Consider the following 20,123-nt stretch of genomic DNA (forward strand, 5'->3'; position numbering starts at 1 on the left):
TCACCCTCCAATAATTGGATCAAAAATGATATTCTTTTGTTTTTCCACTGTAAAGATAATATTCTCATTAACCAGCTGTTCCTTAATGCCACCGGGTAAGTCCAGGGAAGCACCCAGGACATCAGGGTCCCCAATCGCAGAAATGGTAAATGGAGCAGGATGCTGATGGCCATCGATTGTGATCACTGGCCCATTACAGATTATGTAGGAATTATGATTTAACCTTTGACCGTTAATCGCAACAGCCTCTGCACCTGATATGTATAGTTCATTGACGACCTTGAAGACATGCTGTTCGTGGACCAGGTAGTTATTGACATTGGCTTTTGAGTCCATATCTGTACCATCTTCAAGAGTCACCTGAAGGCCTGTGCCTTTCACTTTCACTTTTCCGAGAAACATTCGGTATTTCTCCGTATCCTTTGCCAAATTGAAAAAAAGCTGCTTTTCCTGTGCTAGGTCCTTTTCTATTTTGGATACATTTTCTTGCTTTTGAAGGAGTTCCTTCTGAAGGTCCCGGTTCTGTTTCTCTTGTTCGATCAGTTGTTGCCTGAGTTCATATTCCTGATTCCAGGCTTTGTCCTTCCCTACTCCTTTACCATCTTTGGTCAGATTGTAAGAGAAGGCAATCATAAATCCGAGAACTACGCAAACTAGGGGCAAAACCACCCGTTTGCCATTAATTTTCCTCATTAGTGTCTTCCTTTTGTTCAGCGTCTTCATATGCTTTAAAATAAGAACCCACTTCCAGATCAATGACTCCCTTTACATCAGGATCCAACTGGCTGACAATCGATGGATAGTGAATCATTTTCTCGTATAAAGTCCGGCTTGTCGCACTTACCTCAAACCCATCGTTCATAAACATGACGATATGATAGGCATCTGTTTTGGTTGGAGCATAATGAATTTCGGAAATGGCATTCTGAATCTCGACAGGAAGCTTGTCCAATTCTTCTAAAAGCAACTTTAATGCTTTACCCTCTTTGAAACCAATTAAAACCGGGGCAAATACTGGAATTTCTCCTGTTGCTAGCTCTTCCAAAACGGTTCCATTTTCCAAAATAGGGGCATACTTCCCATTATTGGACAGGTATGCCATCCTGTTATGCTCCGAAACCGTAATTTTAATGGCATTAGGAAATACAGGTGTTACCTTAACGCTTTTTATTTCCTGATTCTTTTTGATATTAGCCGCGGCTACCCCTGTATCAACCTTCCAGATGCTTCGATCCTTATTCACCTTACTCAATTTAATGATTTGCTTGGAAGTAATATAACGATTACCCTCCACCTGCACGGATTTCACATAGCTCAAAGGGGATAAAAAATATAGCACACAAGCAACCAGTATGAAGAAAAGGGAAAGCAAAAGAACAAGTCGCCTGTTTGCTTTACTTTTTCTTAATTGTTTTAATTTCGGGATGCGGTCCTCAATGGAAACGATTTTCCCCTTTTCCATCCCTTTCACCTCTTCCTGAAAAAATGGATGGTTTTTGGCACAGTAAGAAATCAATCAAACTCAAAATTTGGTTATAAATAAACTTTAAAGGTAACACATTATATCACAAAATTTGGATATAAAAAATAACTCCATTATTATTTCCGGCCGATAATTTCCACTTCTGTTTCCATTTCAATTTCAAACATATCATACACAGTATCCTTCACATGCTGTATCAAGGCTTGAACATCCGCTGCACTTCCATTACCTGTGTTAACGATAAAGTTCCCATGCATCGGTGAAATCTGAGCTCCGCCAATCGAGTGTCCCTTCAGGCCTGCATTCTCCACCAGTTTACCTGCATGATGCGGAAGAGGATTCCTAAATATGCTCCCGGCACATGGAAGATTATACGGCTGCGTTTCTTTACGGTAATTTTTGTTATTCTGCATTCTTTCAACGATTTCGGTTTTATCACCCTCAGTCAATTGAAAAATTGCTTCAAGTACGATTCCAGGTCTTTTCTTCTGAAGTAGGGAAGTACGATAAGAAAAATCCATTTCTTCCTTGGAAAGCCAAGCTAGGGTTCCATCTTCAAAAAGGACATGTGCCGCCTTGAGAATTTCACTCATATCGGAACCGTGCGCACCAGCGTTCATATAGACAGCTCCGCCGACCGAACCGGGGATTCCACTGGCAAATTCCAATCCTGCATACCCTTTTTTACTGATTTGTACGGACAGGCTGACAAGTGATACCCCAGCCCCTGCTTTAATCTCGGCGCCATTTATCTCGAGATGATCAAGTCCTTTACCCAATTTAAGCACGGCACCTTCAATTCCGCCATCACTTACAAGTAGGTTCGAGCCCCTGCCAATCGCCCTCCATGGTATCCCATGTTCTTTAATGACCTGCATCGTTTTTTCTATATTTTCAATGGAAGATGGCACGATGAATAAATCAGCCGGCCCCCCAATTTTCATAGTTGTATGATTCGCAAGCGGTTCCTGTTCTAGAACTTTGCCGATTTTCATTTCAGTTAATTGCTTTATCACTTTATCCATGATAAACCTCCTTGTTGTTCCAAAAATTCCAAGTTACGATTTTCAATTCCTCTTCCATGAGGTCACTTATTTTAGAAGATTAATAACACCTTTTAAGCAGAAAATGAACAGCAGCAAGCCCCAGTACGGCCTAACCCTCTTATACTATAGTCTAAACAAAGCCGTATTGCCAATATTTATTGTGGATTCCCCAACATTCATACATGGTAATATTTAAGCGGCATTTCAATTATTTCTAAATTCCGGCAAGGTCCCCTCCAAAATCTTTTTCCTGCAAGGGCTTTCAACGTAAAAAAAAAGGAGCCCTGCATTTAACAGGACTTCCCTTTTCTCATATCATATATTTTCCTGATGTCAGAATCTTGAATAACGACTTATATTCAGGAGCACTCCGATTGCCATCAACATGAGTGTCAGAGATGAACCGCCATAACTCAAGAGGGGCAAGGTGATACCCGTAACCGGCATCAATCCCGTTACCACCCCTATATTGATCATCACTTGAATGGCGACCATTGCAATGATTCCCACCGCTACAAGGCTCCCATATAAATCAGGGGCACCAAGTGCGATCCGTATGCCCCGCCAAAGCATAAGCGCAAATAACAAAATGACCAGAGAGCCTCCGATGAAGCCAAGTTCCTCGGACAGTATGGCAAAAATGAAATCAGTCTGAGGTTCTGGTAAATAGAAAAACTTTTGGCGGCTTTGCCCGAGTCCCAGCCCGAATAATCCCCCGGGCCCAATGGCATAGAACGATTGAATCATCTGAAATCCACTGCCCAAAGGATCCTCCCAAGGATCCAGAAAAGATGTGATCCTTTTTATCCGGTAAGGCGCTGACAAAATCAGACCGATAAAACCAGCCACCCCGATAAGACCCAAGCCAACAAAATGGCTGATTCTTGCCCCGGAAATAAAGATCATGACGATGCAGGTTCCTACCATTACCGTTCCCGTTCCAAGGTCGGGCTGTAACATGATCAATCCAAATGCCAAAAACACTAAACCCAAGGATGGAAGCATCCCTTTTTTAAAGGAGGTGATCAGCTTTTGCCGTTCGGATAAAAACTTAGCTAAAAAAGCGATCATCGCTAGCTTCATGAACTCAGAAGGTTGGACCGAAAAGGCACCTACACCAATCCAGCTCCTCGAACCATTTCTCGCCATCCCTATACCCGGCACCAGCACAGCCAGTAACATAATGAAACAAATGATGATCAAAATCTTGGCCCAAGTCCGCCACGTCCAGTAATCCACATTCATGATGAAAAACATGGCTATGACACCAACGCAGGCAAACAGCAACTGTCTTTTAGCAAAATAAAAGGAATCATCAAATTTATATGTTGCCCAAATGGCACTTGCGCTGTAAACCATGATTAATCCAACGGTCAAAAGACTTAAGGTGACGATAATGAGAATGAGATCAGGATTCGATTTTTTTAATGGCACGGACATCCACCTCTAGGAAGTTTTTCGAGCCTGTACGAATAAAAACATCATTGCTGATTGCTTGTCAGCACTTTAGTCAAAAAAAAAGCGATAACGGCTCATTATCGCTTTTTTCCAAGGTGTCAACGTAGAAGCAAGTTCACTTCTCTCTGCGAAAGCTCTTACTTAAGTTTATGCACGGCCTCCATAAACATGTCTCCTCTTTGCTCAAAAGTTTTATATTGATCCCAGCTTGCACAAGCCGGGGAGAGAAGAATGCAGTCGCCTTCATTTGATAATTCAAATGCAGCCGGTACGGCCTTTTCTACATTATCGACACGTTTTATATTCGCTATTCCTATTTCTTTTGCTACCCGCTCAATTTTTTCTGCGGTTTCGCCAAAAGTTATCAAGGCTTTGACATTTTTCATAGCCGGTTTCAACTCATCGAATTCATTCCCGCGATCCAACCCGCCTGCCAATAAGATGACAGGTTCCGTAAAGGATGTTAACGCTTTGGACGCTGCAAGAATGTTCGTCGCTTTCGAATCATTATAAAATTTACGGTTTTCGATCGTTGCAACAAACTGCAAACGGTGCTCCACACCATAAAATGTTTTCAGTACAGTCTGAATGGCTTCGTTGGCAACACCCTTCAGTTTCGCCGCTGATATGGCCGCGAGCACATTTTCCAAATTATGTTTTCCAGGAAGCGCTATCTCTGAAACATCAATGATTTTTTCTCCTCTGAAGTATGCGGCACCTTCTTCCACATAGGCTCCATTCTCATGTTTCACTTCAGTTGAAAAAGGTACAAGTTCAGCCTTGGTCTTTTTCGCCATGGATACAACGGGATCTTGATCTGCATTATAAATCATGAAATCTGAGCCTATTTGATTTTTCGCAATCGCAGCTTTTGCTTCGGCATATTCCTGTTTGGAACTATGATAATCCAAATGCGCATCATACAAATTTGTCAAGACTGAGATTTCAGGACGAAATTCCTCTATTCCCATTAACTGAAACGATGATAATTCAATGACGATCGAGTCATCTGATTTTGCCTTTTCAGCAACACCCGAAGCCACTGTCCCAATATTCCCAGCAATAAGTGGGGACTTTTCACCGGTCTTCAACATTTCGAATATTAATGTTGTCGTAGTCGTTTTCCCATTTGTACCAGTGATGCCTATGAAAGGGGCCTCACTGATCTGATAGGCCAATTCAACTTCCGTAATAACCGGAATCCCTTTTTCCAATGCCCCTTTTACGATAGGGTTCCGATAAGGGATTCCCGGGTTTTTCACGATTAACTCGAAACCCTCATCAAGAAGCTCGATCGGATGACTACCGCAGATGACTTTAATTCCTTGTTCAAGAAGTCCTTGAGCCTCAGGATTTTCCGATAATGGCTTCATGTCATTCACCGTTACGAAAGCTCCTAATTTATGTAGAAGCGAAGCTGCCGTCACTCCGCTTTTTGCCAATCCCAATACCAATATCTTTTTCTCTGAATACTTTGCAGTCTCTTTCAATTATATCCACACCTCTAAATAGATTCCGAGTACCGCACACAGCAGCCCCACTGTCCAGAAAGTCACGACGACGCGCCATTCCGACCAGCCGGAAAGCTCATAATGGTGGTGAAGCGGACTCATTTTAAAAATACGTTTTCCAGTCGTTTTAAAAGATCCTACCTGTAGGATGACTGAGAGCGTCTCAATGACGAAGACTCCGCCAATGATTACCAGGAGGATTTCAAGCTTCGTTAACAGGGCGATGGTAGCGATCGCTCCTCCAAGGGCCAAGGAACCCGTATCTCCCATGAATACCTTTGCAGGATGTGCATTGAATACCAAAAATCCGAGCACCGCACCGACAACCGCCACCGAAAAAATAGCGACATCGTATTGTGACTGACTCCAGGCCAATATGGCAAAAGCACCAAAAGCAATGGCTGATGTCCCTGAGACAAGTCCATCAAGCCCATCCGTCAAATTGACGGCATTCGAAAAACCTACCAGCCAGAAAATAACGATAAAGAGATAAAACCAGCCAAAATCAAAGGCAAAGTCAGTGCCTGGAATCGTCAATTCAGGATTAAAACGGTCTGTCTGTTTAAAGACGAAGTAAAAAATCACCGAAATCACAATTTGCCCAATCAGTTTTTGCTTAGAAGTCAGTCCCAGGTTTCGCTTCATGACCACTTTGATGAAATCGTCCAAGAAACCTAATAAACCAAATCCTAAAGTAACGAATAATAATAAATACGTTTCGGTCGAAGGTACCGAAAATTTCAAAGTCATGACCAATGTAGCGATGGTAACAGATAATAATATGACCAAACCGCCCATGGTGGGTGTTCCCGTTTTCTTCAGATGCGATTGTGGGCCTTCTTCCCTGATACTTTGCCCGAATTTCAATCTTCTTAAAAACGGGATGAAAATCGGCGAAAGAAGAACGGTTACTAAAAACGCCACCAAAATCGTATAAAAAATTACTTGTTCCAACATTCCTTACTCCCTCATTCCTAACACAATTCAAATATAAAATTCTGCTTGTTGTCTTTTCTTATTTGCAGCAGGGCAAATTCATTCACCGATTGTTCAAACTGAACCCAAACGACTTTGAATCGCCTTTTTTGCTTCTTCACGGTCATCGAAGTGAAGTACTTCGTCACCGACCAATTGATATGTTTCATGACCTTTTCCAGCTATTAATATAACGTCGCCCTCTTCCGCCTTGGAAACAGCATAAGCAATCGCCTGCCTACGGTCTTCAATTACCGTATATTCTTTGCCTGCTACGCCAGTTTCCATATCCCGCAGGATCTGGGCAGCATCTTCACTGCGTGGATTATCCGAGGTGAAAATCGCGTCAGTCGCCAAGCTGCATGCAATTTCGGCCATGATAGGACGTTTTGTCTTGTCTCGGTCCCCACCGCAGCCCACTATCACAAAGATTTTCTTTTGAGCAAACTCACCAACAGTTCTTAAAACATTTTCTAAACTGTCCGGTGTATGGGCATAGTCAACTATGACCGGGAAGGCCTGATTCGCTGTAATGAGTTCAAAACGGCCTGCAACACCATTTATTTCCTCGATGGATTTAATGGTCTCATCTAGATCGTTACCGGCGCACAGAGCAGCAGAGATGGCTGAGAGTACATTGTAAACACTGAATTTACCAATTAGCTTCAGCTGAATGTAACGCTCTTCTTTACCTGCTGTCAAGGTGAACGATGTTCCTTTTGCATCAATTTTTATATCCTTCGCCCTGATATCCGCTTCTTTGTCGATGCCGTAAGTAACGACTGTAGCAGCAGTCGCTTTAATGAAATCAGCTGTTGCCTCATCATCAGCATTAAGCACAGCATATTTAGGACGATTCTCTATGTAAGCATTGCCGAGCTGTGAGAAAAATAAGGATTTCGCCTGCCTGTATCTGTCCATGGATTTATGGAAGTCCAAATGATCCTGTGTGAGATTCGTAAAAACGGCAATATCATAATCACAGCCATGGACGCGCCCAAGTTCAAGTGCATGCGAAGAAACTTCCATAATGGCAGTGGAGACAGACGCTTCGGCCATTTCATGAAAAGCCTTCTGGAGCGTAACGCTATCTGGCGTCGTGTTCTTAGTTTCATATACCGTATCGGCAATTTTTGTATACATCGTGCCAATCAGTCCTGTTTTTTCATGTCGATCCTCGAAAATCTTTTCCAATAAGTGACTGGTCGTCGTTTTTCCATTCGTTCCTGTAATTCCAATCAAACGCATCTTTTGAGTCGGATGTCCATAAAATGCATCGGCAAGCACGGCCATCGCCCTGCTTGAATCCCTGACAACGATCACAGGAACATCGAGTTCAAGCGGCCTTTCCGCAATGACTGCTGCAGCTCCATGTTCTACAGCGAGTTGGGCAAAATCATGACCATCGACTGTATAACCTTTTATACAAACAAATAAACTTCCGTCTATGACTTTACGGTTATCATTTTCTATGGAGGTGATTTCAGGATTTTCTCCTTCATACGTAAATAAGGAGTTTAAATAAGATAGTAATTTGTGAAGCTTCATTTTTCCATCCCTCTCAACTTAATTTGAGGATTCATTATATGTGATTAGCCTTGGCTTGTCGAGAAACCAATTTCAATTATACGGGGTTTTCACGACTCCGTAAACAAAGCGGCTGATGATTCTTCAGCCGCTTTAACTATTCATCTATTATATTATACTTATTCTGTATTTTCGCCAAGATAAATTCTTATTGTAGAGCCTTGTTTTACTTTAACACCTGGATCCGGTGCTTGATTTATGACTTTATCCCCATTACCGGCAATATCCAGCTTAAGATCGATGAGCTGTGTTTGCAACTCTTTTTTACTAAGTCCAACAACGTCAGGTACCTCGACCATGACGGGATCCGTCCAGACCGTTTCCTTCTCAATCTGGTTTTTTCTTGGCTTGACGTCCATGGCCCTAAGTGAATCCTCCATGATATTCCCAACGATCGGTGCTGCAACGACCCCGCCGAATTGTACCGTTCCTTTCGGATTATCCACAGCTATATAGACGACGATTTGCGGATCATCCGCTGGAGCGACACCAATGAATGAGAGAATATAATTATTTTCAAGGTATCGGCCATTTTCAGCTTTTTGGGCTGTACCCGTCTTCCCACCAACTCGGTACGACTCCACGAATGCTCCTTTACCGCTCCCTTGAGCAACAACGGATTCAAGTGCTTCACGGACTTTCTTCGAGGTTGCTTCTGAAATCACCTTTTTCTTCGCCTGTGGGGTCTTTCGCATCAGCACTTCCCCATTTTTTGGATTCACCAGTTCCTTTGCGATATAAGGTGTATACAAAGTCCCCCCATTCACGGCCGCCGACACCGCTGTCACCTGCTGAATGGGCGTTACGGCAACACCTTGTCCAAACGCAGTGGTTGCCTGCTCAACCGGACCCACTCGATCCATATTGAACATGATTCCTTTTCCTTCTCCGGTTAAATCAATCCCCGTCTTTTGCCCAAAACCGAAATCATTTATATATTTAAACAGCTTGTCTTTACCAAGCCGGTTCCCTAATTCTACAAAACCAGGGTTACATGAGTTCTCGACGACTTCAAGAAAAGTTTGGTCCCCATGTCCTCCCCTTTTCCAGCAATGCAGTGTAGACCCTGACACTTCCACATGTCCTGAATCATAAAAATGTTCCTTTTGTAAGTCGACCTTCCCTTCCTCCAGCGCTGCAGCAAGCGTGATGATCTTAAAGGTTGAACCTGGTTCATAAATACTCCAAACTGGTAAATTGCGATTATACACTTCTGAAGGTACATTTTGAAAATTGGCTGGATCAAAAGTTGGCCTGCTCGACATTGCCAATATTTCCCCTGTATTCGGGTCCATGGCAATGGCAATAATACCATCGGGATTATATGTGGCCTCCGCATTATCGAGCTCCCTCTCCACGATTGTCTGGATTTTGCTATCGATCGTAAGCTTCAGGTTATCACCGTCAACAGGAGGCTTATAGTCATCTGCCATATTTTCAAGCCTTTTCCCTTTCGCATCAGAATAAAATTTAACAAATCCTCTTTCCCCACTCAGTTCCTTATCATAAGACAATTCAATACCCATCAGCCCTTGATTATCAGATCCCGTAAAGCCAAGAACATGCGAAAGATATTCACCAAAGGGGTAATGGCGCTTTGAATCTTCAGCGATATAAACGCCCTTTATCCCTAATGCTTTAATTTCCTTCGCCTTTTCATGAGATATCTTTCTGCCTTCCGGAATTCTGACGCTCATCGACTGTTTCGTTAACCATTGATAAGCCTTTTCCTTTGTCATATCCAATATTGAAGCAAGCTGTTCCGCCGTCTCCCCAGGATTCTCAATCTGTCTTGGGATGACATAGACTGTTGGCGCGGATATATTCGTTGCCAGCTCGACACCATTCCGATCCAGAATTTCTCCTCGTTTGGCTTCAAAAGGAATATTCCTGCTCCAGGAATCTTTAGCCAGCCCCGTCAACTTATCCCCTAGATAAAACTGCACAATTCCCAAACGGATATCAATGATAAAAAAAACAACGATACCTACTGCCAATGCGATTGCCAGCCGTTTTCGGACAGTAACATTCGAAACACGCAAAAACAGGCACCTCCATTTCATACATGCTTCAATATATGCTTGTCTACTCGTTGCTAGACTAAGAAACATTCAAAAAAATAACGATGGGTGTCCAAATGGACCCCCATCGTTATTTTCACTCTGTTTTCTCATTTGTCTGTATATCTTCAGCAGCCCCTTCAGGCTGGGATAATTCAATATTGAAGGTATCTCCTTCCTTCACCTTTTTTCCGGCCCCGAGACTCTGTTTACTCACATAACCAGTTCCTTTAGTTTTCAGATCCAGTTTTGCAACCTTAGCTAATTTCATGACATCGCGCAAGGACCATCCCTTCATCTCCGGAACTTTCATTTCGCCTTCGGTCCTCAGGATTATTTTTTCACCCTGTAAGAGTATACTCCCTGCTTTTGGGGATTGATCGAGCACTTTACGTCCACTCCCGATCGTACTTACATCATAGCCAAGTTCCTTCAGTTCTGCGACCGCCGAACTCTCGGTCTGGTTCGTATAGTCAACGATTTTATTTGCTTTTTGTTTTTTAACATCAGAAGGTTTGATGTTTAGATATTGCAGGCTATTTTGCATGACAGGATTAAATATCTCTGATAACGGATCAGCCCCAACATAAGATACACCTAACTTCGGCTGCTTGACCGCCACATAAATGACCAACTGCGGATCATCTTTTGGAGCCATACCTAAAAAGGAGAATACATAGTTATTTTTTCCTTCTAAATATCTACCTGTCGGGCCCGCAATTTGTGCAGTACCGGTTTTCCCCGCTACTTCATATCCATCAATGGCATATTTTTTCCCTGTTCCTTTTTTCGCGGAAATCACCGTTTCCAAATAATCACGGACTTGTTTTGCAGTTTCTGCCGAAATCGGTTCCCCTGTCACTTTCGGCTTTGTCGTTTTCAAAACTTTCCCGGTATCCTGATCGGAAATGCTTTTTATCACGTACGGCCGCATCATTTTTCCGTCATTGGCTATTGCGGATGCAGCTTGGATCTGTTGAATCGGCGTAACGGTCGAACCTTGTCCAAAGGAAGTAGTAACTTTTTCAAGCTTATACTTGTATTGAATTTTACCGGTTATCTCGTTCGGCAGGTCAATTCCCGTTTTTTTATCGAAACCGAACTTAGTCAAATACTCACGAAAAGTATCCGCTCCGATCTTATCCATTGCAAGAGTGGCAAATGCGACGTTTGAAGAACGTTGAACCCCTTCCAGAAAGGTCATGCTCTTCCCTCTTTCGATTCCGCTATGATCACCGATTTTGCCCGATCCGGCTTTATAGGTTCCCGCGACAAAACTTTCGTTTGGATTAAAGACCCCTTCCTCAACAGCCGCGGCAAGGGTGAATGTTTTCATGGTTGATCCCGGTTCGAAGCTTTCTTCAATAGCCAGGTTACGCCATGTATCCGTAAGCCCCACTTTCGTTGTCGGATGGAAGGTAGGCCTTTGCCCCATCGCGACAATCTCCCCCGTTTTGGGGTTGGACACAATCGCTATGATTTGCTCGGGATCGTATTTTGCTTGCACTTTGCTCATCGAATCTTCCAGGAACGTTTGTATTTTCTTATCGATGGTAAGCATGACATCACTGCCATTATCCGGAGCAACCACCTTTTCCTTTGAATCCGGTAAAAGCAGTCCCCATGAGTCACTGTCATATGTAAGCTTCCCGTCCGTTTCCTGCAATTCTTTATCGAGGTACTTTTCAATGCCGAACTTACCGGCCATTTCTCCCGTTACTTCATCTTTTTCTACATAACCAATCAGATGGGATGCGAAAATCCCATTAGGATAAAAACGTTTATTGGTTCTTCCAAATGTAATTCCCGGCAGTTCCAGTTTTTCTATATTCTGCTTGACGACCTGAGTCAAATCCTTGCCAGCACTGCCAAACTCTACCTGGTATGCCTTTTTTTTCGTAAGTCTTTCATAGATGTCCTGTTCATCCATGTCGATATATTTTGCAAGCTTGTTCGCGGTCATCTCAGGATCTTTGACATGCTCTGGTTCCTTTTCACTGAGTACAGCCCTTAAAATATAGGAGGAAGTATCCTCGGCGATGACATCACCTTTTGTGTCGAGTATGCTTCCCCTTTTTGCTTCTATGACCTGTTTCTTTTCATATTTCTTGTCGATTTTCGAAGCCAGTACCTCCCCGCCTGCTGTACCTGTTACCTGAATATACAAAAAGCGGCAGACTAATACAAAAAAGAGCAGGCCGAATAAGAAGAATAATCCGGCTGCCCCATGCTTCATATTTTTTTGTTTCTGCATTATCACTGCACACCCTTCACATTATTCTCATTTAACTTGAACCCTAGCGCTGCAGCTTTTTTCCAAATTCTTTCGTATGTACTAAGTTCAGCAACCTGCACTTTCAAATCATCATTCACTTTACCCTGTTCTTCAATTGAACTTTCCACTAGCTGGATTTCTTTATTCGTTTCATAAATTGCCGCTTGATTAGAGACTATCTTCACTCCCATAAAGGTAACCATTATAGCAAGGGCACATAGTAAGAAAACTTCACCAATGGATATCTTCGCTTTACGGATGACCACTGTTTGATGTGCTTGTTGCTGTTGTTGGTCTTCATATTGCTGTTCTTGCATTTTTTTGGCTATGGAACTCATTCATGTTCCCCCTTACTGATTTTTTTTCTGTAATTATTGCTTTTCGGCGATTCTTAGTTTAGCCGATCGGGAACGATTATTCCCTTCCAATTCTTCTTCTGAAGGTAATATCGGTTTTCTCGTTATTATTTTCATGGATGGTTTGAATTCATCCGGGATAATTGGAAGTCCAGGCGGAAGGTCTGGAAGGGCACTCGCTTTTTTAAATACCGTTTTACAAATTCTATCTTCAAGCGAATGGAATGTAATGACAGATATTCTTCCTTCTTTATCCAATAGCGATATAGCTTGCTCTAACGAATCTTCAAAGACACCAAGTTCATCATTCACAGCGATTCTTATTGCTTGGAATACTCTTTTCGCAGGGTGTCCGCCTTTACGTCTTGCCGGGGCCGGTATCCCATCCTTAATCAACTCAACAAGCTCAAACGTCGTTTCAATCGGTTTTATTTCACGTGCCGCTTCAATTTTCCTAGCGATTTGCTTCGAAAACTTTTCTTCTCCATATTGAAAGAAAATTCTCAGCAAATCATGGAATGACCAGTTATTCACGACATCATAGGCAGAAATTGCAGCACTTTGGTCCATCCTCATATCTAAAGGGGCATCATGGTTATAACTGAAACCGCGCTCCGGTGTGTCCAATTGCGGGGATGATACACCTAAATCATAAAGAATCCCGTCCACTTTTTCTATTCCCCGGGCATTCAACTCTTCTTTTAAGTATTTAAAATTATTAGGAACAAGAACAATGCGATCGCCATAGTTTTCCAATTTTTCCTTAGCATTCCGAATCGCCGTTTCGTCCTGATCAAAAGCATAAAGCCTGCCCTTGTCAGAGAGCTGTGAAAGTAAGTATTCGCTGTGACCGGCTCCTCCTAAAGTACAATCCACATAAATTCCATCAGGTTTGATGTTCAATCCATCAACCGTCTCTTTTAATAACACTGTTGTATGTTGAAACATGCTAGACATCCTTCCAATCGGTTATTGAGTGACTCTATTTCTGAGGGCAGCCTTAAATATCAAAACCAATCATATTTTCTGCTATCTCAGCGAAAGAATCCTCCGAAGCTGAAAAATAGTTTTCCCAAAGGGATTTGCTCCAAATCTCAATACGATTGGTAACACCAAGAATTACACATTCTTTTTCCAATTGGCCATATGAAGTAAGCGGCGTGGGGATATTAATTCGCCCTTGTTTATCAATTTCGCATTCTGTAGCTGCAGAAAAGAAAAAACGGGTAAAGGCTCGGGCATCTTTTTTTGTTAAAGGCAGGGCTTTCAGCTTTTCTTCAAGCAGCTTCCACTCTTCCATAGGGTAACCAAATAAACATTGATCGAGTCCGCGGGTAAGGACAAATTGCTCCCCTAGATTGTCCCTGAATTTCACTGGGACTATCAAACGGCCCTTTATATCGATGTTATGATGGTACTCTCCCATGAACATACCCATTACCCCCACATTCTAATCTCAATGTACCACAATCCCCCACCTTTCTCCACTTGTTTTTACTTTCTCCTTCCAAGTAAAAATTCCCTCCTTTTCTACTTAAGTTTATTTAGCCAATTTATTTAAAGAAATCTGCATTTCGCTCGAATGGACTCAGACTACGACGCAGTCCCACTATTACTGTCGAAGCACTGCCTGTCAAATGCCTGTAACCAGAAAAAAAGACAGGCTTTAGCACCTGTCTTTTTTCCACTTTTCAACCCTCCGTCAGGATAGGAAAGTGGGAACCCTTATTCAATATGTTTGGTCCACCACTTTTCCCCAAACGGATGGTTTTTCTACATGAATATCAATTTATGCTGATTATTGAACCGGTATTCCAGTTTCATGATATCCTGAATGAACTCTGGCCCATATTGATTCAGGTAATAAAAAACATTCCAAATCCTCTCCTGGGGTGATCCTAGGGGATACAGCGAATTTGCTATCCGTTCATATTTCTTCAATATCACCGAATGACGTTCCTTTGTTCGGTCACCGATTTTCCCATACATGAAATCCAATTGCTTTTGGATGAATTCGATGTTTTTGTTCAACATCGGTTCAAGTCCTCTATCTAAAGAGACCGCGTGGACAAAAAGCTTTTCATGGTTCTCTTCAAGCTGTGATTTCAGCGTCCCGAACAGGCTGTCAATCGTCTCATCTTTCACGGAATCGAGGTAACTTTTTACAGCATTAGCGGTTCCTTCTGTCAGAACAGTTTCCAAACTGAGTCCCATTTCTTCAAGATCCGTATGGACACTACGCTCTACAAGCGTGATGTTTAACCTAGGAATGATTGGTGGCATCTTCATGGAAAATAACTCAAATGCCTGTTTTAATTCTGCCCAATAGGCTATTTCCCCTGGCCCAGAAACGAAAGCCAATACAGGGAAAAGCATTTCTTGCATAAGCGGACGTGTAATGACATTGTTGCTTAATCGTTCTGGATGATTTTTGGCTATCTGCAGGAGTTCCTGCCAGGTAAATGATACCTCACCATTTTTCCCGCTGAAGCCGCCGTCCACACGCTCGAGTAAACATCGATCTTTTTTTTCTGGATCATAATAAAATAAATTCGCTGCCTGTTTATCCATTTCTATCATTTTTGCATACCCTTTAGCATGCATGAATGATTGTTGTTCCTCAACCAATTTAGCAATCCGTTCACTTTTATTAACCATCGATTCAAAGTAGTCCTTCTCGATTTGCCTTAATTCCGGATCTCCAGCATCAACTAGTAAAAGGCCATATTCTTTGAACCACTCATGTATCAACCTGGCGAAGAAGTCGACGAAGGTCTTCGATTGCCTAATGGTTTCCTTCATATCAAACAGGAGTTTATTCGTAAAGGCAGTTTCACCATATGTTTCAATGATTTCTTCGAACCACTTCTCTGCCTTTTCCGTTTCCAGTTCCACATCAGAAACCATTGTTTTATACGGCTGATAGGAAGGATAGGTTTTTTTGTAGGGTTTTCCGTTTTTCATAACATGAACATGATTGACTTCAGCCAAATCATGATCTTCTCCAGCTATCCAAAAAACTGGAATGACTGGCTGCCCCAGTTCTTTTTCCTGTTCTTCCGCAAGCTTAATAATCGAAATCACTTTATGAATGGTATACAGCGGCCCGGATAATAACCCAGCCTGCTGTCCTCCAATCACAACCACGGAATCATCCCTGCGCAACCTTTCAATATTTCCCTTAACGGCATCATTGCATGAAAAACGAGACATGTATTGTTTTATGTAATCCGACAATTCATCACGTAAAAAAGAGCGGTTCATCAATTCATCATATCTATTGCGATAAATGTCAGGCTTAGACAAGTCATAGTGAAAATAATCCTCTGTTTCAAGACGGTTTTGTAAATAGTCCGATGCAAAACGGTTTAAAGATGGTAACGCGAGATCTTTCATCTCCATTTCTGTTCTCCCTTTCTCTGCCAACTACAATTCTTTTTAGAGTATAACATTCCCGTTTAAGAAAACAAAAGAAGTTGCCCAGCAGCAGAAAATTGATGCGTTGTACTATGTTATGTAGTCAATATCTTAGTAATACTTGTAATAACACCGATGGAAAATAATAGAAGGTATGCAACGAAAAAGAAGGCGAAATTCACTCTCCAAAAACCCTTTAATACCTTATGGAAAATGATTTCTTCTTTCACCTTGTAATGGACAAGGACCACCGCGCATGCGTTGATGAGCATGATGAGCATGATCACCCAAAGAATTTGCTTATCCCAAATTGTAATGATCAAATAATGGACGGATATTACGAACAGCAGCGTACTCATGTCCATTGCAAATTGAACGGAGCGCCTATGGTTACCAGTGAATTGTTTGGCACTTATAAAAAAAAGTATATACCCTACGAATGGCAGGGTAATAAATATCGCGGCAAGGCTCGAAACTACGTTCGGCACACCCTCATCCCCCCTGAGACTCTTTTCCTTTGACCATCCTATATAGAGAAGACGTCAGGCAATCACTTTTCCCTTTACTCTTTGCCTCCGAGAGGACATGACCCAAAATAGCATCAATTTCCGTTCTACGGCCATTTTCTAAATCTTTTAGCATCGATGATCGATTTTCCGCTGTCGCCATACAAACGGATTTCACATGTTCAAATGACTCTGTTTTATTTCGCACTTCCAAAATATCGGAAATTTCTTCAAAAAGGTCTTGAAACAATTGATAGTAAAAAGCATTTGTGATCAAACCACCATTTTCAACTTCAAGTATCGCTGTTAATGGATTTATCACCGCATTGACGACAAGCTTATCCATCAGCATCGAGTGATAGTCCTCACTCTTTTTAAAGGGAAAATGATCGATCCTTCCATTCACTAAGGAGAGTTGTTCAAGTTCCCCTTTAAAGGAAGCGATCCTTGTAATGCCGAGCCCTGTATGCTCCACGGTGTTCCCGTCATGTTTCATTGCCCCATGCTCTACTACCCCCAAATAGATGGCTGGGGATTGAAGCCTCTTTAAATAAGAAATATGCCCAAAGCCATTCTGCAAGAATAGCAAGGGAACCTGAATACCATTGATCCAAGGCAGTATTTGCGGCAGGTGATATTGCTTGACAGCCACTATAAGAAGATCCTCACCGGATATCCCCTCATCCAAGCCCTTCGAAATGATGCCTGTCAGCAGCCGGCTTTCACCATCCTCAATAAGACGGATACCATCACGATTGATGATCGAGGCCTGATCCTCAGTATGGGTATAGAGAGTCACTCTATGTTTTTCACTCAAATGAGACGCAAACAGAAGCCCGATAGCCCCTCCACCAATGATTCCAATTCTCATATTACCCTTCCTTACTTTTTAAATATATTTACTATTTTATCACATTATCTTTTTTATCTTGCATCAATTTTCACATCAATAACTATAGAAAACGCCGCTAATCAGATTGAATGATCTAGCCTGCCCATCAACACGCTCGCAATAAAATCCCATTAATGCGCCAATGAAGATATATTTTCTTCTTAAAGCGGTAATTTAATGGTATATTAGATACGAAAAGCTTAGCCATTCTTTAGACTTTATAGGAACAAAAGATACCTCCAATCTCAACCGACGAGAAATCGAAGGGAATAGGGCGGGGGATAAAAGGCTGTAAGCATTTAGTCAGCAAGGATAAATCGGTCGATGACATTCTAGATTTAGCCTAAGCTGGAATTCCACAGGGTAAAGATCAGTGGGATGACTTTCAATGGGTATTATCGGAAGAGGTTTATCAGAATTAAGGGGGAGCTTTTTTATGGAATACAAGGTGGAACGATTACTTGTAAATTTTAAAACGCTTGAGGAATTCAAAAAATTCAAAGAATACGGGATACAGGAACTGTCAATGCTAGATGATTTAGAGGGTAACATCATTGAAAATGACAGCCAATCACCTTTTTACGGAATCTTTTATGGCGACAAACTTGTAGCCCGGATGAGCCTGTATAAAAGAAGTGCTAAATTTGACCAGTATTTTGACAATTCAAGGGACTTCCTTGTTCTTTGGAAACTTGAAGTCCTGCCTAACTATCAGAAAAAAGGTTATGGAAGAGCTTTAGTCGAATTCGCCAAAAGCCTGAACATGCCTATCAAAACCAACCCACGAGTTCATTCACAGGACTTTTGGAAAAAGATGGAATTTTCTGCAGTTTCCTACGATATGGACAGGGACCTTGGAGAAAACCCGCTGATTTGGAGCCCATTTACAGAACAAGAAAATAAAGAAATGGATACACAAGAATAAGGAAATGAAGAAAATGCGGGCGGATTTTCCCACCCGCATTTTTTATTTATTGACCCTCTCTAAATTGCCGTTTTTATCCATTTGGAAACTCACCTTAGGATTCATCTTTTCGTCCTCTTGTACACTTAGCTTTCTTGCACGCTCCATTATCTGCATCAAGGCACGATAATCTTCCTCTACCGCTTTCAGGTTTTCTTTAAGCAGGGCATTTTCTTCCTTTAATCGGACATTTTCCCGTTCAAGGAATAGGGACCGCTCAGAAATCCGTTCTTTTTCCTTATTATCTAGCTGAAAGAATTCATCCATTTTGGTTAAATATAATATAACTTCCTGGAGGGTAATAGATTCATTTTCTTCCTGCTGTGGCGTCTTTTGTTCAATAGTGTTATTTTCCACCACTGCACTGGAATCCCTTTCCACATCAGGATCAATGACTACCTGTTCTTTCCTTTGTTTCTTCGCCAGCTCTATCCCTGACTTATATTGCTTCCTTACAAATGAATTCCAACGGAATCCACATGCAGCCGATGTCCTCGATAACTGTTTCCCCACTTCTTCAAACGCCTTTAATTGTGTACTTCCTTCTCGTATATGCCTTAGCACCACTTCAGCCAACAAAAGATCCTCATCGTGAGTCCATGCATCTTGTCTCGCAATCGACATCTCTCTACCTCCCAGCAAGTTTTAATTCATAATATGCACATGCTAGGAAAGATAGAAGATATATAGAGCGTGTAATATTTATTTTTTCTTATTTAAAAAACGATCGACTGCAGCATGGTGCTCATCACTCGCCCACAGTTTAGAACATTCCCGAATTTCCGCATCCATTCTTCCTTTAAGTCCGCTGCCTTGCCATTTATGGACCAACAATCTTTTATAAGCCATCAATACCCCAGTCTCATGGCGAAGAAAATCTTCTGCGAAACTTTCCCATCCATCCATACCTTCTCCGACTATCTCATCTACAAAACCAAATTCCTTCGCTTCCTCAGCTTTATGTACTTTTGCATCCAATAATAGCTTTAGCGCTTTTTGCTCTGGTATTTTTTCAAGTAAAAGTGAAGCTCCACCCCATCCTGTCGTGATTCCTAGAGTTCCCTGTACAAACCCGAGCTTGACTCCGCTCTTTGCCAATCTAAAATCACATGCTGTCGCTATTTCGCATCCCCCGCCGACAGCACTTCCATTGATGAGCGCTAATGTTGGTTTTGGAAATACTGCTAGTTTATAAAGAATTTCACCCATTTTCGATAACATAGTAAAGGCTTCTGCTTCTGTATGCAAATCTTGGAATTCACTTAGATCCCCACCTGAACAGAAAGCCTCAGAGCCCACCCCTGTAAGGACCAGCAACTTAATTTCGTCATCGTGTGCCGCTTCTGACAATATCGACTCAAGTTCGTTCATAAATTGATAATTCACGGCATTCCTTTTCTCCGGTCTATTAAATAGTACCTTCATGAAACCGCGTTTATCCTTTTCAACCTTAATCACCTGATTCACGTAAACACCTTCTCCAAAATTATCATCAAACATCTATGAATTCAAAATATTCTGCCAAATATATTTGTAAAAAAAGCACAGAGAAAAATCTCTGCGCTTTGATTAGCGTGTTGCATCAAGAAAGCA

Annotated in this window: 18 protein-coding genes; 1 reads left to right on the forward strand and 17 read right to left on the reverse strand. The window is 41.9% G+C overall.

Going from position 1 to position 20,123, the window contains the following annotated elements:
- The 15 genes from QUF86_RS24555 to QUF86_RS24625 all read right to left on the reverse strand — a co-directional run bounded on the left by QUF86_RS24555 (position 1) and on the right by QUF86_RS24625 (position 17,545).
- Positions 1-693: a DUF881 domain-containing protein gene (locus QUF86_RS24555; RefSeq protein ID WP_289317227.1), complete on the reverse strand. Its 693-nt coding sequence runs from the start codon at positions 691-693 to the stop codon at positions 1-3.
- Positions 680-1,462 carry a cell division protein FtsQ/DivIB gene (locus QUF86_RS24560; protein WP_289317228.1) on the reverse strand — a complete coding sequence of 261 codons (783 nt, stop codon included), beginning with the start codon at positions 1,460-1,462 and terminating at the stop codon, positions 680-682. Before QUF86_RS24560 ends, QUF86_RS24555 begins: the two co-directional genes overlap by 14 nt.
- A gap of 137 nt (positions 1,463-1,599) precedes the next feature.
- Positions 1,600-2,508, reverse strand: a complete 909-nt coding sequence (murB, locus tag QUF86_RS24565) for a UDP-N-acetylmuramate dehydrogenase (RefSeq protein ID WP_289317229.1) — start codon at positions 2,506-2,508, stop codon at positions 1,600-1,602.
- Positions 2,509-2,862: 354 nt separating this feature from the next.
- On the reverse strand, positions 2,863-3,963 hold the full coding sequence (gene spoVE / locus QUF86_RS24570; protein ID WP_095389937.1) for a stage V sporulation protein E: 1,101 nt from the start codon (positions 3,961-3,963) through the stop codon (positions 2,863-2,865).
- Positions 3,964-4,124: 161 nt separating this feature from the next.
- Complete coding sequence (gene murD, locus QUF86_RS24575; RefSeq protein WP_289317230.1) at positions 4,125-5,477, reverse strand: UDP-N-acetylmuramoyl-L-alanine--D-glutamate ligase; 1,353 nt, start codon at positions 5,475-5,477, stop codon at positions 4,125-4,127.
- Positions 5,478-6,455 (reverse strand): phospho-N-acetylmuramoyl-pentapeptide-transferase, encoded by a 978-nt coding sequence (mraY, locus tag QUF86_RS24580; protein WP_289317231.1) that lies wholly within the window; start codon positions 6,453-6,455, stop codon positions 5,478-5,480.
- A gap of 93 nt (positions 6,456-6,548) precedes the next feature.
- Complete coding sequence (locus QUF86_RS24585) at positions 6,549-8,021, reverse strand: UDP-N-acetylmuramoyl-L-alanyl-D-glutamate--2,6-diaminopimelate ligase (RefSeq protein ID WP_289335965.1); 1,473 nt, start codon at positions 8,019-8,021, stop codon at positions 6,549-6,551.
- Positions 8,022-8,179: 158 nt separating this feature from the next.
- Positions 8,180-10,102 carry a stage V sporulation protein D gene (locus tag QUF86_RS24590; protein WP_289317233.1) on the reverse strand — a complete coding sequence of 641 codons (1,923 nt, stop codon included), beginning with the start codon at positions 10,100-10,102 and terminating at the stop codon, positions 8,180-8,182.
- Between the two features lie 115 nt (positions 10,103-10,217).
- The gene (locus QUF86_RS24595) at positions 10,218-12,374 is read right to left on the reverse strand and encodes a penicillin-binding protein (RefSeq protein ID WP_289335966.1); all 2,157 of its coding nucleotides are present in this window, start codon (positions 12,372-12,374) and stop codon (positions 10,218-10,220) included.
- 2 nt (positions 12,375-12,376) lie between these two features.
- Positions 12,377-12,733: a cell division protein FtsL gene (gene ftsL / locus QUF86_RS24600; protein WP_289335967.1), complete on the reverse strand. Its 357-nt coding sequence runs from the start codon at positions 12,731-12,733 to the stop codon at positions 12,377-12,379.
- Positions 12,734-12,766: 33 nt separating this feature from the next.
- A complete protein-coding gene (gene rsmH / locus QUF86_RS24605; RefSeq protein ID WP_289335969.1) occupies positions 12,767-13,699 on the reverse strand; it encodes a 16S rRNA (cytosine(1402)-N(4))-methyltransferase RsmH in 933 nt (310 codons plus the stop codon).
- 52 nt (positions 13,700-13,751) lie between these two features.
- The gene (gene mraZ / locus QUF86_RS24610) at positions 13,752-14,183 is read right to left on the reverse strand and encodes a division/cell wall cluster transcriptional repressor MraZ (RefSeq protein ID WP_053345229.1); all 432 of its coding nucleotides are present in this window, start codon (positions 14,181-14,183) and stop codon (positions 13,752-13,754) included.
- 341 nt (positions 14,184-14,524) lie between these two features.
- Positions 14,525-16,153, reverse strand: a complete 1,629-nt coding sequence (gene bshC / locus QUF86_RS24615; RefSeq protein ID WP_289335970.1) for a bacillithiol biosynthesis cysteine-adding enzyme BshC — start codon at positions 16,151-16,153, stop codon at positions 14,525-14,527.
- Between the two features lie 110 nt (positions 16,154-16,263).
- Entirely contained in the window at positions 16,264-16,656 is a 393-nt protein-coding gene (locus QUF86_RS24620) for a DUF3397 domain-containing protein (protein ID WP_289317238.1), read from the reverse strand.
- 4 nt (positions 16,657-16,660) lie between these two features.
- The gene (locus tag QUF86_RS24625; protein ID WP_289335971.1) at positions 16,661-17,545 is read right to left on the reverse strand and encodes a 2-dehydropantoate 2-reductase; all 885 of its coding nucleotides are present in this window, start codon (positions 17,543-17,545) and stop codon (positions 16,661-16,663) included.
- 457 nt (positions 17,546-18,002) lie between these two features.
- Here QUF86_RS24625 and QUF86_RS24630 point away from each other — a divergent pair, with 457 nt between their 5' ends.
- Positions 18,003-18,491: an N-acetyltransferase gene (locus QUF86_RS24630; protein WP_289317240.1), complete on the forward strand. Its 489-nt coding sequence runs from the start codon at positions 18,003-18,005 to the stop codon at positions 18,489-18,491.
- A gap of 42 nt (positions 18,492-18,533) precedes the next feature.
- Here QUF86_RS24630 and QUF86_RS24635 read toward each other — a convergent pair whose 3' ends face one another.
- Together QUF86_RS24635 and QUF86_RS24640 are read right to left on the reverse strand one after the other, a co-directional pair.
- Positions 18,534-19,154 carry an RsfA family transcriptional regulator gene (locus QUF86_RS24635; RefSeq protein WP_289317241.1) on the reverse strand — a complete coding sequence of 207 codons (621 nt, stop codon included), beginning with the start codon at positions 19,152-19,154 and terminating at the stop codon, positions 18,534-18,536.
- 78 nt (positions 19,155-19,232) lie between these two features.
- On the reverse strand, positions 19,233-19,997 hold the full coding sequence (locus tag QUF86_RS24640; protein ID WP_289335972.1) for an enoyl-CoA hydratase/isomerase family protein: 765 nt from the start codon (positions 19,995-19,997) through the stop codon (positions 19,233-19,235).
- Positions 19,998-20,123 lie beyond the last annotated feature (126 nt).

It is taken from the genome of Peribacillus sp. NJ11 (assembly GCF_030348405.1).
GTDB lineage: Bacteria > Bacillota > Bacilli > Bacillales > DSM-1321 > Peribacillus.